The sequence below is a fragment of the Janthinobacterium sp. SUN211 genome, from assembly GCF_030587315.1.
Lineage (GTDB): Bacteria > Pseudomonadota > Gammaproteobacteria > Burkholderiales > Burkholderiaceae_D > Janthinobacterium > Janthinobacterium kumbetense.
The window spans coordinates 152,482-165,908 of the sequence record NZ_JAPWIC010000010.1 but is presented as its reverse complement, the minus strand read 5'-3'; the positions used below and the strand labels follow the sequence as shown (position 1 = coordinate 165,908).

Here is a 13,427-nt window from a genome sequence, read left to right as displayed (position 1 = left end):
TTGCGTAAGTGATAAGTATGCCGTAAATTGCGAGAGCAATGATTTCCCTGGGCGGCGAAGACGCAGCGCGGGTCCATGGCAATTCTTGCGTTTGTATTCCATGGCGCCGCTTTTGCGCTTGTCTAAAACGTAGTGTTACCAGGACTCTGCCTTGAAACCCATTACCGCCCTCCTGCTTGCCGCCGGCATCCTCTCGCCTTCGTTCATCCTTGCCGCCACCCCGGTGGAAGCGGCGCCGACCCAGAAAGCCGGCAAGGCTGCGCCCAGCCGCGCCGCCGTCAAAGTCACGTCCGTCGAAGGCATCACGGAATACCGCCTGTCCAACGGCTTGCGCGTGCTGCTGTTCCCCGACGCCAGCAAGCCCACTTTGACCACCAACATCGTCTACCTGGTCGGTTCGCGCCATGAAAACTATGGCGAAACGGGCATGGCCCACTTGCTCGAGCACTTGCTGTTCAAGCCCAGCGCCAATTTCGGCGTCAAGAAGGGGACCAAGACCCCCGTTGAGATCCTGAACTCGACGGGCGCCCAGTTCAACGGCACCACCTGGTACGACCGCACCAATTACTACGCCACCTTCCCCGCCAACGATGACAACCTGCGCCAGATGCTGGCCATGGAAGCGGACCGCATGGTGAACGCGGCCATCGACCAGAACGACCTGTGGAATCCGAAGACGCAGAAGGGCGAAATGACCGTCGTGCGCAACGAGTTCGAAATGGGCGAAAGCGACCCGATCGGCGTGACGAGCGAACGCATCCAGGCCGTCGCCTACGACTGGCACAACTATGGCAAGTCGACCATCGGCGCCCGTTCCGACATCGAACAGGTGAATATTCCCCGCCTGCGCGCGTTTTACCATAAATATTATCAACCGGATAACGCCGTGCTGATGGTGGCGGGCCGCTTCGACGAAGCCAAGGTCTTGAAGCAGATCAATGAGCTGTTCGGCAAGATCCCGAAACCGACGCGCGTGATCGAGCCGACCTACACGGCCGAACCCGTGCAAGATGGCGAGCGCGCCGTGACGGTGCGCCGCAGCGGCGGCACGCAGTTCGTCGGCGCCGGCTACCACGTGGCGCCGTCCGGCAACCCGGACGCCGTCGCCATCGAGGTGCTGGGCCACGTGCTGACGGACGCGCCGGCCGGCCGCCTGCACAAGGCGCTGGTGGAAACCAAGCTGGCCAGCAAGATCGAATACAACTCCGTGAGCAACCTGGAGCCCGGTTACAACCTGTTCGGCGCGCTGGTGCCCGTCGATGGCAACCTTGATGCGGCGCAAGCGGCCATGCTGAAAGTGCTGGAAGACTTGAAATCGCAGCCGGTCACGGACGCGGAAGTGGCGCGCGTGAAACAGCAGCTGAACAAGCAGATCGAACTGGCCACCTCGAATACGGCGAGCCTGACGATCGCCCTGACGGAATCGCTGGCGGCCGGCGACTGGCGTTTGTTCTTCCTGCAGCGCGACCAGCTCGACAAGCTGACGACGGCGCAAGTGCAGGCGGCGGCCGAGAAATACCTGAAGAGCTCGAACCGCACCCTGGGCCGTTTCATCCCGACCGATACGCCGGACCGCACCGTCGTGCCGGCCTACGCCGACGTGGCGCCGCAACTGGCCGGCTACACGGGTCGCGCCGTCGTGGCGCAGGGCGAAGCGTTCGACCCCAGCCCCGACAATATCGAAGCGCGCACCACGCGCTTCACCTTGCCGAACGGCTTGAAGGGCGCCTTGCTGCCGAAGAAAACCAAGGGCAGCACCGTCAGCGTCGTGTTGAAACTGCGGATCGGCAGCGAAGAGAGCTTGCGTGGCAAGGGGCAAGTGGGCAGCTACACGGCGAATCTGTTGTCGCGCGGCACGGACAAACTGTCGCGCCAGGAAGTGAAGGACAAGTTCGACCAGCTGGGCATGCAGGTCGCCATCACGGGCGGCGCAGAGGGCGTCACCGCCATGCTGACGGGCAAGCGCGAAAACTTGCCGGCTGCCATGGACTTGCTGGCGCAAGTGCTGCAAAAGCCGGCCTTGAACGAGACGGAATTCCTGGAATTGCAGCGCGAGCGCGTCGGCCGCGCGGAGCAGGAGCTGCCTGAACCGCAACCGCTGGCCGTGAACGCCTTCCGCCGCCTGCTCGACGCCACGCCGGAAGGCCATGTGCGCCACGTGGCCACCTTGCCGGCCGAGCTGGCGCAATGGAAAGCCATCCAGGTGGCCGACGTGAAAGCCTTCCATGGCGCCTACTATGGCGCGTCGAACGCGACTTTCGCTGCCGTGGGCGACTTCGACCCGGCCGCGCTGAAGGCGCAAGTGGCCAGCCTGTACGGCAGCTGGAAGGCGCAGCAGCCGTATGTGCGCATTCTTGACACCGTCAAGCCCGTCAGCGGCGAGAAAGTCACATTGGAAACGCCGGACAAGGCGAACAGCGTGCTGTTCGCCATCCAGCCGATCCCCCTCAAGGATGATGCCGCCAGCTATCCCGCCTTGCTGATCGCCAATCACATGCTCGGCGGCGGCGCCTTGCGCAGCCGCCTGGCCGACCGCATCCGCCAGAAGGAAGGCCTGTCGTACGGCGTCGGCTCGCAAGTGAGCATTCCGTCGCGCGAACCGGCCGGTTACTGGATGGCGTATGCCATCAGCGCGCCGCAAAACACGGTCAAGGTGGAAGCGGCCCTGCGCGAGGAAATCGCCAAGGTGCTGGCCGACGGTTTCACGCAAGACGAATTGACGGAAGCGAAAAAGGGCTGGCTGCAATCGGAAGAAGTGGAGCGCACGCAGGATGCGGGCCTGGCGCGCGAACTGGCCGGCTACCTGGCGCAAGACCGCACCATGGCTTACAACAAGGACCTGGAAGCCAAAGTGGCCGCCTTGACCCTGGCGCAAGTAAACCAGGGCTTGCGCGACTACCTGAAGCCTTCGGCCGTGTCGATCGTGACGGCGGGCGACTTCGCCAAGGTGGCGAAAGAGGGTGAAAGCGGCGCCAAGGCAACGACGTCGAAATAAGCCGTTTTAAATAAAGAAGCCCGCTGGCAAGTTAGCTTGCCAGCGGGCTTTTTTTATGGCGATTTCCCGGTCTTAGCGGGGAGCGAGCTCTGCTACGTAGATTTCCACGCGGCGATTGCGTGCGCGTCCCGAGGCATCCGCATTCGAGGCGATCGGCTCGCGGGCGCCGCGGCCTTCCGTGACGACGCGGGTCGGCGAGACGCCGCGCATGGACAGGTAGTCGCGCGTGTGGGCCGCGCGTTCCACCGACAGCGGTTCATTGATGGAGTCGCTGCCCGTGCTGTCCGTATGGCCGATGATGCTGACCGTCGTGTTCGGGTTTTCATTCAGGGTGGCGGCAAAGCGGTCGAGAATCGGGCGGAAGTTGCCCTTGATGTCGGCGCGGTTGGTGTCGAAGGAAATATCGCTTGGAATTTCCATTTTCAGGCGGTTATCGGCCGTCTGCGACACTTGCACACCAGTACCCTGTGTCGCCTGTTCCATCGCGCGCTTCTGGTTTTCCATGCGGTTCGACCAGATATTGCCGACCACGGCGCCAGCTGCCGCACCCAGCAGGGCGCCGCCGGCCGTGCGGCCGCTGCTGCCGCCACCGGTGGTGCCGCCGATCAAGGCGCCCAGGCCCGCGCCGATGCCGGCGCCCGTGGCCGTGCCACGTTGCGTCGAGGACATGTCCGCGCAGCCGGTGGCGGCCAATGCGATCACCAGCATGCCGATCAGGGATTTGGCGCCAGGGCCTTTTTTGAATGTTTCTTTCATGGATTTTCTCCTTGTTTTGTTATGGGGACATACCCAGGACTACCCGTACACGTTACTGCAAAACGACGCCGCTTGCCAGTGCGCGCACACCGTGCGAAAAATACGGCAAAAGGCGACGCCCGTTTGCACGCGCGCCGCTCTTGTCAGACCCGGCTAAGGGCCTGGGCTATAAGCCGCGCCCGCTGATCAGGCGCAGCAGCACCATGATCACGGCGACCACCAGCAGGATGTGGATGAAGCCGCCAATGGTATAGGAAGTTACCAGGCCCAGCAGCCAAAGAATGATGAGTACGACGGCGATTGTATACAGCATGATGTGTCCTCCGAGAGTAATGTGTGGATGACGGCGACTGCCGTGGCCTTGCAGGCGCTGGCGCGTGGCGCCGTCATCGGTTCTTGTCATTGCGCGGCGACCGGGTCGCTGAACGCTGATGCCATGACTAAGTGTCTACTTTGTTTCCTATGCGTTCTGTACGCTGTCGTACACAAGGCTCAACTATCGGGGGCGGTCCGCGTGTTCGTCGGCCATGCCCGGCACCCACGCCAGCATGCCGGCCATGCCGACTGCGCCAGCCAGGCAGCTGACCATGCCGCCCGTGAGCAGCAGCATGACGCCGAATACGGGGCTGCCCGCCGGCGGCGCCAGGTCCAGCGCGCAAAAGCCCAGCGCGGTGGCCAGCAAGCCGCCGCCAATAAAGCCCAGCCAGATCCTGTTGCTGCCTGTCTTGTCGTCTTCCATGGCGTCTCCTTTGACATTCCGTTGAACTTTCCTGAATGCATCATCTCGCGGGACTGCAAGCTCATCTGTACGCCAGCGAACATTGCCAAAAAGAAAACGCCCGGACTAGCCGGGCGTGTGTTTAATTTGCAACTAATCGCGGCAGCGGCGCCGCCGCGGTTCGCTTAGCCCATGGCGCGCAAGCCGCCGTTGACGACGCGCACGCGGTCGCCCTGGCGCCAGTTCGGCGCGGCGCTCTGGTGCACGGTGCGCGTCTTGCCGTTATCGAGGCGCACGACGATGTTGTAGCTGCGCGTGGCGCGCACGCTGCCTTCGATCTGGTTGCCGGCCACGGCGCCGCCGACGGCGCCCAGCACGGTGGCCAATTGCCTGCCGTGGCCGCCGCCCACCTGGTTGCCCAGCAAGCCGCCGACGACGGCGCCGCCGGCCGCACCCACGCCGCTGCCTTCGGCGCGCGTATTGACTTCATGGATGGCTTCGATCACGCCGCAATTGGCGCATACCTGCGGCGCCGGGGCGGCCGCGTATTGCGGCTGCGGCTGGCGCACGGGTTGCTGCTGTGGCTGCTGCTGCTGCGGTGGCAGGGCGGCCAGCGGCAAGGCGCCGGCAGGCTGCAGGTTCGCTGGCGGCTGGTTCGCCTGCAGGTTGGCCATCTGCTCGGCCGAGGTGCTGGCCGCCAGCGGCTGGGTATCGCCCTGGGAAGAAGGCAACCAGCCCATCAGGGCAGCCGTGCCCACGCCGCAAAACAGCAGGACGGCGACGGCGGCGGCAAGCACCAGCGGATGGAGGGATTTGGTGGTGGTAGTCATGGAAGGCTCCTTGGTTTTTTTAAAATAGTAAAAAGGGTAGTGCGTGTTCTGCGTGTTATGTGCGTCTGTTGCCAGTGTGCTGTGCCGCTTGCTTCGCTTCCGTGCGTCACCGTACATACAGGGCCGGTACTGCACCGTAGGCTAGGTAAAAATTATGTCGAGTTGTAACGACGCCGAGGAAAAGCAATGCCACCAACGACTGCCAGCATGACCCTGCCCCGCGATGCAGGCCGATCCGGCCTGGGTTTGCCCGTGGGTGCGCCAGACGCCGGCAACCGCTTGCTGGCCAGCCTGCCCGAGCACGACTTGCGGCACCTGACGGCGCTGTTCGATACCGTCACGGTCGAGGTGGGCGAGGTGCTGTACGAACCGGGCCAGCCTATCGGCCACATCTATTTCCCCGGCGATTGCCTGATCTCGCTGCTGGCCGTGGCGGAAGGGCGGATGACCCTGGAAGTGGGCTCCGTCGGCCGCGAAGGCGTGCTGGGCGCGTCCGTCGCGCTCGGTCATGACCTGGCGCAAGTACGTGCCGTGGTGCAACGTTCCGGTACGGCCAGCCGCATCGCGCGCGCGGAGTTCTGCGCCGAGTTCGCCCAGCTCGAATCCCTGCAGCGTTTGCTGTACCGCTACACGGACACCTTGCTGGCGCAAGCCATCCAGATTGCCGTGTGCAGCCGCTTCCACGTGCTCGAGGCGCGCCTGGCCCGTTCGCTGCTGATCACGCGCGACCGCCTGCAGTCGGAAAAATTTCACCTCACGCATGAATTCCTTGCCCACACCCTGGGCGTGCGGCGGGTCGGCGTGACCAAGGCGGCCAGCGCGCTGCAACAGCAAAAACTCATCACCTATAGCCGCGGCAATATCGAGATCCTCGATTCGGCGGGCCTGGAAGCCGTTTCCTGCCGCTGCTACGAGCTGGTCAAGGATAGCGGCGCCATCGGCATGGCCAACGTCTTCGTCTGATTTCCTCGGAGTAACTTTTCAATTTCATCAACGGAAGCCGGACGCAAAAAAGCGGGGCGGGCGCCTGGGCACCCACCCCGCTTTTTCGATCAACGTTTACTTCGGCTTGACCTGGTTGCCGATCACGCCGCCGACGGCGGCGCCGCCGACTGCGCCGACAGCGCTGCCGCCCGTCAGCACGGAGCCGGCAACGGCGCCGATGCCGGCGCCGATGGCCGTGTTCTTATCCTGGCCGGACATGTTGGCGCAAGCCGTCAGGCTCAGCAGCAGGGCGGCAACGGAAGTGGTGGCGGCGATTTTTTTAATGATTTGCATGATAGTTCTCCTATGAATTCGGACCTCGTGGCGCCGGCATGGTATGGGCCGGTGGGATTTCGTATCGCCACGTCTTGGGTGTTTCAGGCACGATCACAGAATAGATTTGCGGCAAGGCAGGGTCTGTTCGGCAACGCACATAGGGGTGTAACAATTGTAAAAGCACACACGCCGCGCTTAACGGGCCTTGCGCACGGGCTTGCCCGGCTTGGGCGCCACCGGTTTCACGCGCGCCTGGGCCAGCAAGGCCGCGCATTCGCTATCCTCGACGGGGCCGGTGTTGACCAGCGGCAGCAGCGCCGCCACGGGCGCCACCACGGCCAGCGCCAGGGCGCCGCCAGCGCGCAGGGCCAGCACGCCCTTGTCGACGCTCACGTCGGGCTTGCTGAAAGTGCCATGCACATACAGGGGCGAGCGCAGCGAAAAGATGCGTAAGCCCTTGCTGTCCGGCCGCAGGGTGAGGTCCAGCCGTTCATCGGCCAGGTTCACCGTGCCATCGATATGCAGGATGGCGTCATCCGTGTCGACGATGAACTGGCGCGTGCGCATCAGCCCCTTGGTGACGGCGAAGTCGGCCGCCATGCAGTTCAGCTTGACCTGCTTGTCGCCTGCCAGCTTGGCCAGCACGATACTGCCGATATTCAAGCCCATTTCTTCCAGTAACAGCTTGCTGATGCTGCCCCGGTTGATCAGCGCGCGCACTTCGCCGTTCGAGCTGCCCAACAGGGTGGCGACGGAATTGCCCGTGGCCGACAGCGACGCATCGCCATTGATTTCGCCCACGCTCGCTTGCAGGGCCGGCAGGCGGGGGAACAGTTGCTGGATGTGCAGATGGCGGGCGCTGGCCTTGAGTTCGGCCGCGATGCCGTTGGCGATGACCTTGCCGCTGCCGTCGAGCTTGATCTGCGACGTCAGGGTGCCTCCCGCCACGTTGAAGTTGAGCGGCGTCAAGGACAGCACGCCATCCGTCAGCACGACATGCGTGTCGAGCTTGCTGATCGGCAACTCGGCATCGCGCGTGATTTTATCCGCCGTGTAGCGCACGTCGGCGTCCAGGCTGGTCCAGCGCTCCGTCTTGAAGGTTTCCACCGGCAAGACCCGGCCGGCCGGCTGCGTCGACGGCACGCCCCGTTCCTTCTTGCTGGCGCTGGAATCGGCGCCCACCAGCGGACCCAGGTCGGAAAATTGCAGCAGGCGCGAGTGGACTTCGCCCGTCAGCCGCTTGCGCGGCGTGCTGGCGGAAAAGGCCAGCTTGCCGTTGATGTCGCTGGACCCCACCTTGCCGCTGAACTGGTCGTACACCCATTCACCGCCGCGCGGCGCCAGGGTGCCCGTCAAATGGCCTTCCGTGCTGAAGTGCGGCGTTTCCGGCAGCAACACGCCCGTCAACGGATACAGGCGCGCCATGCTGGGTCCGGATAGCTTCAGGCGCACGTCGAGCGCGGCCAAGTCTGTCGGGCGGGTCAGTGTGCCTTCGATGGCCACGCTGCTGCCGCTCACGCGCATGTCGGCCTGGATGGGGAAGGGCGTGCCTTGCCGCTGCAACGACAGCACGCCGCCCGCCTTGCCGCCGCCCTTGACGGTTTCGCCGCGGTAAGTGCCGGACAGTGTCCACGCGATGCCGTAGCGCGCATCGTCTGCGATGGTGTCGACATCGGCGCGCATCGCCGTCTTGCTGACGCCATCGTCCAGGGTCACGGTGCCCTTGCTGAAGACCACGCTTTGCAATTCCAGCTGCCATGGCGATGGCTGGTCCTGCTTGTCGAAGGTCCAGTTGTTCTTGCCATCCTTGCTGCGCAGCAAGCGCACTTGCGGCGTGTCAAAGCGCAATTGCGGGATGATGATTTTCTTGTCCAGCAGGGCCAGCGGATTGAGCGAGAACGCCAGCTGGCTCACGGTGGCCAGTTGCGCCTTCTCACCCGTGTCCGCCATGGCGTTCGGGTTGCCCAGGCGCACGTCCTTTGCCTGCAGGTGCGGCCAGGGCAGATAGTCGCGCCAGGTTTTTCGCTCCGCGGTGGCTGGCTGCTGCCACGTCAGCGCCAGGTCGCCCTCGATGGCAAACGGCCGCCCCAGCGCGTCGCTGGCGCGCGCATTGAGCCAGGGCTTGGCGCGGTTCCAGTCCATGTTCAACAGGACGACGGCGGCCGTGACGGGCAGGGCGATCAGCACGGCGGTACTGGCGAGGGCGATTTTTTGACGGCGGGAGAGCGGCATGAGCTGATTCTTTCTGGACAAGTAGTCACGATGCTACAGGAATCGCTCCAAAGCCGGGCCTGTTTCAGGTTTTGCTGGCGGACACGTGCGCTGGCGCACGTTGCCCATGCAAGTATTGTCGATTTCCTACCCTATGTGCGGCACCGAACGGATATGCGGGGATGCGGGGCCTATAACGTCATACATCAAACGCAGTTCCTGATTCGTTCCATGTATGACTCATATCGTTACCTCACTCTCCAGGAGAAGAAAAATGACAAACCGAGATTCCATCAAAACCCCCTTGACCGCCCTGGCTGCCTGCATCAGCGCCGTTGTCCTGATGACGGGCTGTTCCAGCCTGAAAACGCCAGCCACGGCCGATGTCGCCGTGTCGCGCGCCGCCGTCGATAACGCCGCCAGCGCCGGCGCCGCCGACCTGGCTCCCGATGAAATGCGTTCGGCCCGCGAAAAAATGCGCATGGCTAACCAGGCCTTGAAAGACCGCGACTACAAGACGGCGCGCGACCTGGCCGACCAGGCGCAAGCGGACGCCAAGCTGGCGCAAAGCAAGGCCAACTCGGCCAAGGCGACATCGGCCGCCGATGAAATCAACGAGAACATCCGCGTCATGCGCGAAGAGCTCGACCGTGCCAATCAGCAAGCCCCAAAACAATAAGCAACAACAATAACAGGACCCCATCATGAAAAAAGCTACCTACACCACCATTCCCGGCCTGCTGGCCATGGCCGCTCTGGTTGCCGCCTGCAGCTCCGCACCGACCACCACCAGCCTGCTCGACCAGACGCGCGGCGACTACATGGCGGCGCAATCGAATCCGATCGTGTCGACCTATGCGCCACGCGAATTCCGTGAAGCGAGCGCGGCCCTGGAAGCGGCAAACGCGGCCGCCACGCGCCAGGAAGACAGCGAAAAAGTCGACAAACTGGCCTACCTGGCCAAGCAAAAGATAGCCACGGCGCAAGAAGTTGCCAAGCAAAAGGCAGCGGAAGCCGATATCGCCAACGCCGGCAAGCAGCGCGACCAGTTGCGCCTCGATGCGCGCACGCAGCAGGCTGACCAGGCCACGGCCCGCGCCCAGTCGGCGCAAGCGGATGCGGAAGCGGCCAAGGCCCAGGCGCAAGCGGCTGAAGCGTCGGCCCGCGATGCGCAAGCGCGCGCCGCCGGTCTGGAAGCGCAGCTGGCCGACCTGGCCGCCAAGAAAACGGAACGCGGCATGGTCATTACCCTGGGCGACGTGCTGTTTGGCACGGACAAGGCGAACTTGACGGCCGATGGCGCGAATACGGCGCGCAAGCTGGCCGACGTGCTGAAAAACAACCCGCAGCGCACCGTGCTGATCGAAGGCTTTACGGATAGCACGGGCGGTTCCGCGCACAACCTGGAATTGTCGCAACGCCGCGCCGAGTCCGTGCGCAATGCGCTGCTGGAGCAAGGCATCAGCCGCGACCGCATCGCCACGAAAGGCTACGGCGCCGCTTACCCGGCCGCCGGCAACGATACGGCGGCGAACCGCCAGCTGAATCGCCGGGTGGAAATTGTCTTGTCGGAAGATAACACGGCCATTCCCGCCCGCCGTTAAGCCGCGCTGACTGGCGCGGCAATAAAAAGGCAGCACCGGCCGAATGTTGGCCGGTGGATACCCATGCAAGACTTGAAAGGAAACATCATGACCCAAACATCTGTTGAGATTCCAGCTGGCATCGATACGGCCGCCATCCGTGCCGCCGCGAAAAACCTGGACGACGGCGCCGTCACGGCCGGCTATCAGGGCGACCGCCAGGAGTTGATCACCCTGTTGAATGGGGCGCTGGCCACCGAACTGGTGTGTATTGCGCGCTATAAACGCCATTACTACACGGTGAGCGGACGCGACAACGGCACCATCAAGGCCGAGTTCCTGGAACATGCGCAGCAGGAGCAGGAACATGCCGACTGGCTGGCCGAGCGCATCGTGCAATTGAATGGCAAGCCAGATTTTAATCCTGCAACATTGCTTGCGCGTAGCCATGCCGAGTATGATGACTCCGAAGACGTGCAAAGCATGGTGCGTGCCAATCTGATCGCGGAACGGGTGGCGATCGAGTCGTATCGCCAGATGATCGTGAAAATCGGCGACAAAGACCCGACCACACGCCATTTGTTGATCAAAATCATGGCTGTCGAGGAAGAGCACGCCGATGATATGCGCGATCTAATGGAATAGTGTTTTTGAGTAAAGTAGGTATAGTAACTACATTCATCCACAGCTAAGGAGCTAAACCATGTTGGAAAACAATATCACCACCGTCAATAACGATGTCAAAACCCTGGTCAAGGACGCCCAGGCCCTGTTCAGCGCTGCTGCCGCCCTGACCGGCGAAAAAGCCGACGAAGTGCGCGTCAAGGGCATGAAAACCCTGGATGCCGCGCTGGCCAAGGCACATGAAGCGCAAGCGTCGGCCATCGTCGCCACCAAGCAGATGGCTGCCCAGGCAGACGGTTATGTCAAGGAAAACCCATGGCGCACCGTGGCCGTCGCCGCTGGCGTTGGCGTGCTGGTTGGCTTCATCCTGGGCCGCAAGTAATCCACTGTCAGGAGCGATATGGACAAGTCTGCTTCGTCTCACCAGGGGCCGGGATTGATCGGCTCGGTCGCCGGCCTGGCCAAAAACGCCGTCGGACTGATGTTGTCGCGGCTGGAACTGGCCACCATCGAACTGTCGGAAGTGCGCAATCACATGCTGCAGCTGATTGTCATTTTCGCGTTGGCGACCGTGGCGGGCTTGTTTGCCATCGCTTACGGCAGCGTGCTGGTCGTCTTCCTGGCCTGGGATAGCCTGGGCTGGAAGATCCTGGCGATCATGACGGTCGTGTTCGTACTGCTGGCGATTGCCCTGGTCATGTATGCGCGCGCCATGTTGCGTCAAGGAAAGCTGTCCATGCCGGCCACCATGGCGGAATTGAAGGCCGACCGCGACATGCTGATGTAAGCGGCCTTACGAGGAGAATTCATGTCGGAAAACGACAAACTGGCGGCGCAAGCCGCCCGCAAGCGCCTGCTGATCGCCCAGGGTGAAATGTACCGCGTGGGCATCGTGCATGCGCGCGCCAACGTGGGCTACGCATTGCGTCCCGAATCGATGCTGCAGGGCGTGGTCGAAACGGCCGTCGGCTTTGCCGGCCACCGCGTCGAATCCCTGCTGGCGCCGGGCGGCATGCGTTTGCAAGGCGCCATGCCTTACGTGCTGACGGCGCTGTCCTTTATCGGACGCAAGAAGTTGGTCAAGCCGGCCCTGGTCCTCGTGGCCGTGGCCGCCGTTGCCGCCAGCTGGCTGCGCCGCAAGCGCTGAACGCCAGCCGTGTTGCACAGGAACGCCGTCATCGACGGCGTTTTTTTTGCCCGTACCCAACGTCCGGCACGTGCCGGCGCAATCCCTTACAATGATTCACGCCGCACCCGCGCGGCGGACAGAGGGCCATCTCGATGACGAATTCAAAGACACCGATCAATCAGTTAAATCCCTCGCGCCTGCGCATCGTGCTGGTGCTGCAAGGCGGCGGCGCACTGGGCGCCTACCAGGCTGGCGTCTACCACGCGCTGCACGAACATGGCCTGGCGCCCGACTGGGTGGTGGGCACCTCGATCGGCGCCATCAATGCCGCCATTCTTGCCGGCAACAAGCACGAAGACCGGCTCGTGCGCTTGAAACAGTTCTGGCAGCGCGTGGCGCACCGCGACAGCATCGACATGAACCTGGTATCGGACCAGCAACGCCGCTCGAACATCTGGCTGGCCACGCTCGATACGGTGCTGCGGGGCGTGCCCGGCTTCTTCAAGCCGCGTTCGTTCAGCATGTTTCCGGCAGGAATCGCCGTCAAGCCGGAAGAGGCCAGCTTCTATGACACCAGCGAACTGGCCGGCACCCTCGGGGATCTGGTCGATTTCGATTACCTGAACCAGCCCGGCGGCATGCGCCTGACGGTCAACGCCCTGCGCGTCAAATGCGGCAGCCTCACCAGTTTCGACAGCCAGCAGCAACCCCTGACGGCGGACCATATCCGCGCCAGCGGCGCCTTGCCGCCCGGCTTTGCCGGCGTGCGCGTCGATGGCGACTTATATTGGGATGGCGGCCTGTACTCGAACACGCCGCTGGAAACCGTGCTCGACGACACGCCCCACGTGGACACCCTCGTCTTCATGGTTGACCTGTGGAGCTCGGAAGGGCCGGAACCGACCACCCTCGACGAAGTGCAGACGCGGCAAAAGGATGTCACCTTCGCGTCGCGCTCGAAGCGGCATATCGCCGATTATGTCAATACGCATACCTTGCAGCGCAAGTTGCGCGAACTGTACGCCGGGCTGCCCGATACCAAGCACAACCGCCAGCAGACGGAAGAGCTGGTCGCGCTGGGCTGCGACAGCACCATGCACATCGTGCGCCTGCCGTACGCGGGGCGCGACTGGCACATGGCGGCCAAGGACATCAATTTTTCCAAGGGCTCCATCGAGTGGCGCTGGGAGCAGGGCTACCAGGATGGCTTGCGCGCGATCAAGGCGGCCGGCTGGCTCGCCTATGTCACGGAAGACACGCCGCTCGTGGTGCACGAACTGCCCCCTTACGAGCGCGACGCCGCCTGATTAGGCCGAGTCGC

Annotated in this window: 15 protein-coding genes; 9 read left to right on the top strand and 6 right to left on the bottom strand. The window is 63.3% G+C overall.

From position 1 onward, the window contains the following. Positions 1-151: 151 nt before the first annotated feature. Positions 152-2,995 (top strand): pitrilysin family protein, encoded by a 2,844-nt coding sequence (locus O3301_RS26220; RefSeq protein WP_305057887.1) that lies wholly within the window; start codon positions 152-154, stop codon positions 2,993-2,995. A gap of 72 nt (positions 2,996-3,067) precedes the next feature. On the opposite strand, the gene O3301_RS26215 is transcribed toward O3301_RS26220, so the two are convergent. The 4 genes from O3301_RS26215 to O3301_RS26200 form a co-directional block, all read right to left on the bottom strand. Further along, positions 3,068-3,703 carry an OmpA family protein gene (locus O3301_RS26215; protein WP_046682530.1) on the bottom strand — a complete coding sequence of 212 codons (636 nt, stop codon included), beginning with the start codon at positions 3,701-3,703 and terminating at the stop codon, positions 3,068-3,070. A 214-nt stretch (positions 3,704-3,917) separates the two neighbouring features. Further along, positions 3,918-4,064 carry a lmo0937 family membrane protein gene (locus O3301_RS26210; RefSeq protein ID WP_010396376.1) on the bottom strand — a complete coding sequence of 49 codons (147 nt, stop codon included), beginning with the start codon at positions 4,062-4,064 and terminating at the stop codon, positions 3,918-3,920. Positions 4,065-4,247: 183 nt separating this feature from the next. Next, on the bottom strand, positions 4,248-4,490 hold the full coding sequence (locus O3301_RS26205; protein WP_099664894.1) for a hypothetical protein: 243 nt from the start codon (positions 4,488-4,490) through the stop codon (positions 4,248-4,250). Positions 4,491-4,654: 164 nt separating this feature from the next. Next, entirely contained in the window at positions 4,655-5,299 is a 645-nt protein-coding gene (locus O3301_RS26200) for a glycine zipper 2TM domain-containing protein (RefSeq protein WP_305057886.1), read from the bottom strand. Between the two features lie 186 nt (positions 5,300-5,485). Here O3301_RS26200 and O3301_RS26195 point away from each other — a divergent pair, with 186 nt between their 5' ends. Continuing rightward, positions 5,486-6,262: a Crp/Fnr family transcriptional regulator gene (locus tag O3301_RS26195; RefSeq protein ID WP_289919128.1), complete on the top strand. Its 777-nt coding sequence runs from the start codon at positions 5,486-5,488 to the stop codon at positions 6,260-6,262. 96 nt (positions 6,263-6,358) lie between these two features. Here O3301_RS26195 and O3301_RS26190 read toward each other — a convergent pair whose 3' ends face one another. Beyond that, a complete protein-coding gene (locus tag O3301_RS26190; RefSeq protein WP_010396384.1) occupies positions 6,359-6,577 on the bottom strand; it encodes a glycine zipper 2TM domain-containing protein in 219 nt (72 codons plus the stop codon). A 177-nt stretch (positions 6,578-6,754) separates the two neighbouring features. Further along, the gene (locus O3301_RS26185; RefSeq protein ID WP_305057885.1) at positions 6,755-8,791 is read right to left on the bottom strand and encodes an AsmA family protein; all 2,037 of its coding nucleotides are present in this window, start codon (positions 8,789-8,791) and stop codon (positions 6,755-6,757) included. A 253-nt stretch (positions 8,792-9,044) separates the two neighbouring features. On the opposite strand from O3301_RS26185, the gene O3301_RS26180 reads away from it, so the two are divergent. The 7 genes from O3301_RS26180 (at position 9,045) to O3301_RS26150 (ending at position 13,413) form a co-directional block, all read left to right on the top strand. Beyond that, positions 9,045-9,449 carry a DUF4398 domain-containing protein gene (locus O3301_RS26180; RefSeq protein ID WP_099664890.1) on the top strand — a complete coding sequence of 135 codons (405 nt, stop codon included), beginning with the start codon at positions 9,045-9,047 and terminating at the stop codon, positions 9,447-9,449. A 25-nt stretch (positions 9,450-9,474) separates the two neighbouring features. Continuing rightward, on the top strand, positions 9,475-10,374 hold the full coding sequence (locus O3301_RS26175) for an OmpA family protein (RefSeq protein ID WP_099664889.1): 900 nt from the start codon (positions 9,475-9,477) through the stop codon (positions 10,372-10,374). A gap of 63 nt (positions 10,375-10,437) precedes the next feature. Next, the gene (locus O3301_RS26170) at positions 10,438-10,998 is read left to right on the top strand and encodes a ferritin-like domain-containing protein (protein ID WP_369812244.1); all 561 of its coding nucleotides are present in this window, start codon (positions 10,438-10,440) and stop codon (positions 10,996-10,998) included. Positions 10,999-11,056: 58 nt separating this feature from the next. Then, a complete protein-coding gene (locus tag O3301_RS26165; protein WP_035826246.1) occupies positions 11,057-11,359 on the top strand; it encodes a YqjD family protein in 303 nt (100 codons plus the stop codon). 18 nt (positions 11,360-11,377) lie between these two features. Continuing rightward, a complete protein-coding gene (locus O3301_RS26160; RefSeq protein ID WP_251350778.1) occupies positions 11,378-11,764 on the top strand; it encodes a phage holin family protein in 387 nt (128 codons plus the stop codon). A 21-nt stretch (positions 11,765-11,785) separates the two neighbouring features. Further along, positions 11,786-12,124 (top strand): hypothetical protein, encoded by a 339-nt coding sequence (locus O3301_RS26155; protein WP_035826249.1) that lies wholly within the window; start codon positions 11,786-11,788, stop codon positions 12,122-12,124. Positions 12,125-12,258: 134 nt separating this feature from the next. Next, positions 12,259-13,413 (top strand): patatin-like phospholipase family protein, encoded by a 1,155-nt coding sequence (locus O3301_RS26150; protein ID WP_305057884.1) that lies wholly within the window; start codon positions 12,259-12,261, stop codon positions 13,411-13,413. Positions 13,414-13,427 lie beyond the last annotated feature (14 nt).

Excerpts from the sequence above, each read along its gene's own strand:
- O3301_RS26215 (WP_046682530.1), bottom strand. The coding sequence starts at position 3,703 with ATGCTGGTGATCGCATTGGCCGCCACCGGCTGCGCGGACATGTCCTCG.
- O3301_RS26210 (WP_010396376.1), bottom strand. The coding sequence starts at position 4,064 with ATGCTGTATACAATCGCCGTCGTACTCATCATTCTTTGGCTGCTGGGC.
- O3301_RS26205 (WP_099664894.1), bottom strand. The coding sequence starts at position 4,490 with ATGGAAGACGACAAGACAGGCAGCAACAGGATCTGGCTGGGCTTTATT.
- O3301_RS26200 (WP_305057886.1), bottom strand. The coding sequence starts at position 5,299 with ATGACTACCACCACCAAATCCCTCCATCCGCTGGTGCTTGCCGCCGCC.
- O3301_RS26195 (WP_289919128.1), top strand. The coding sequence starts at position 5,486 with ATGCCACCAACGACTGCCAGCATGACCCTGCCCCGCGATGCAGGCCGA.
- O3301_RS26190 (WP_010396384.1), bottom strand. The coding sequence starts at position 6,577 with ATGCAAATCATTAAAAAAATCGCCGCCACCACTTCCGTTGCCGCCCTG.
- O3301_RS26185 (WP_305057885.1), bottom strand. The coding sequence starts at position 8,791 with ATGCCGCTCTCCCGCCGTCAAAAAATCGCCCTCGCCAGTACCGCCGTG.
- O3301_RS26180 (WP_099664890.1), top strand. The coding sequence starts at position 9,045 with ATGACAAACCGAGATTCCATCAAAACCCCCTTGACCGCCCTGGCTGCC.
- O3301_RS26175 (WP_099664889.1), top strand. The coding sequence starts at position 9,475 with ATGAAAAAAGCTACCTACACCACCATTCCCGGCCTGCTGGCCATGGCC.
- O3301_RS26170 (WP_369812244.1), top strand. The coding sequence starts at position 10,438 with ATGCAAGACTTGAAAGGAAACATCATGACCCAAACATCTGTTGAGATT.
- O3301_RS26165 (WP_035826246.1), top strand. The coding sequence starts at position 11,057 with ATGTTGGAAAACAATATCACCACCGTCAATAACGATGTCAAAACCCTG.
- O3301_RS26160 (WP_251350778.1), top strand. The coding sequence starts at position 11,378 with ATGGACAAGTCTGCTTCGTCTCACCAGGGGCCGGGATTGATCGGCTCG.
- O3301_RS26155 (WP_035826249.1), top strand. The coding sequence starts at position 11,786 with ATGTCGGAAAACGACAAACTGGCGGCGCAAGCCGCCCGCAAGCGCCTG.
- O3301_RS26150 (WP_305057884.1), top strand. The coding sequence starts at position 12,259 with ATGACGAATTCAAAGACACCGATCAATCAGTTAAATCCCTCGCGCCTG.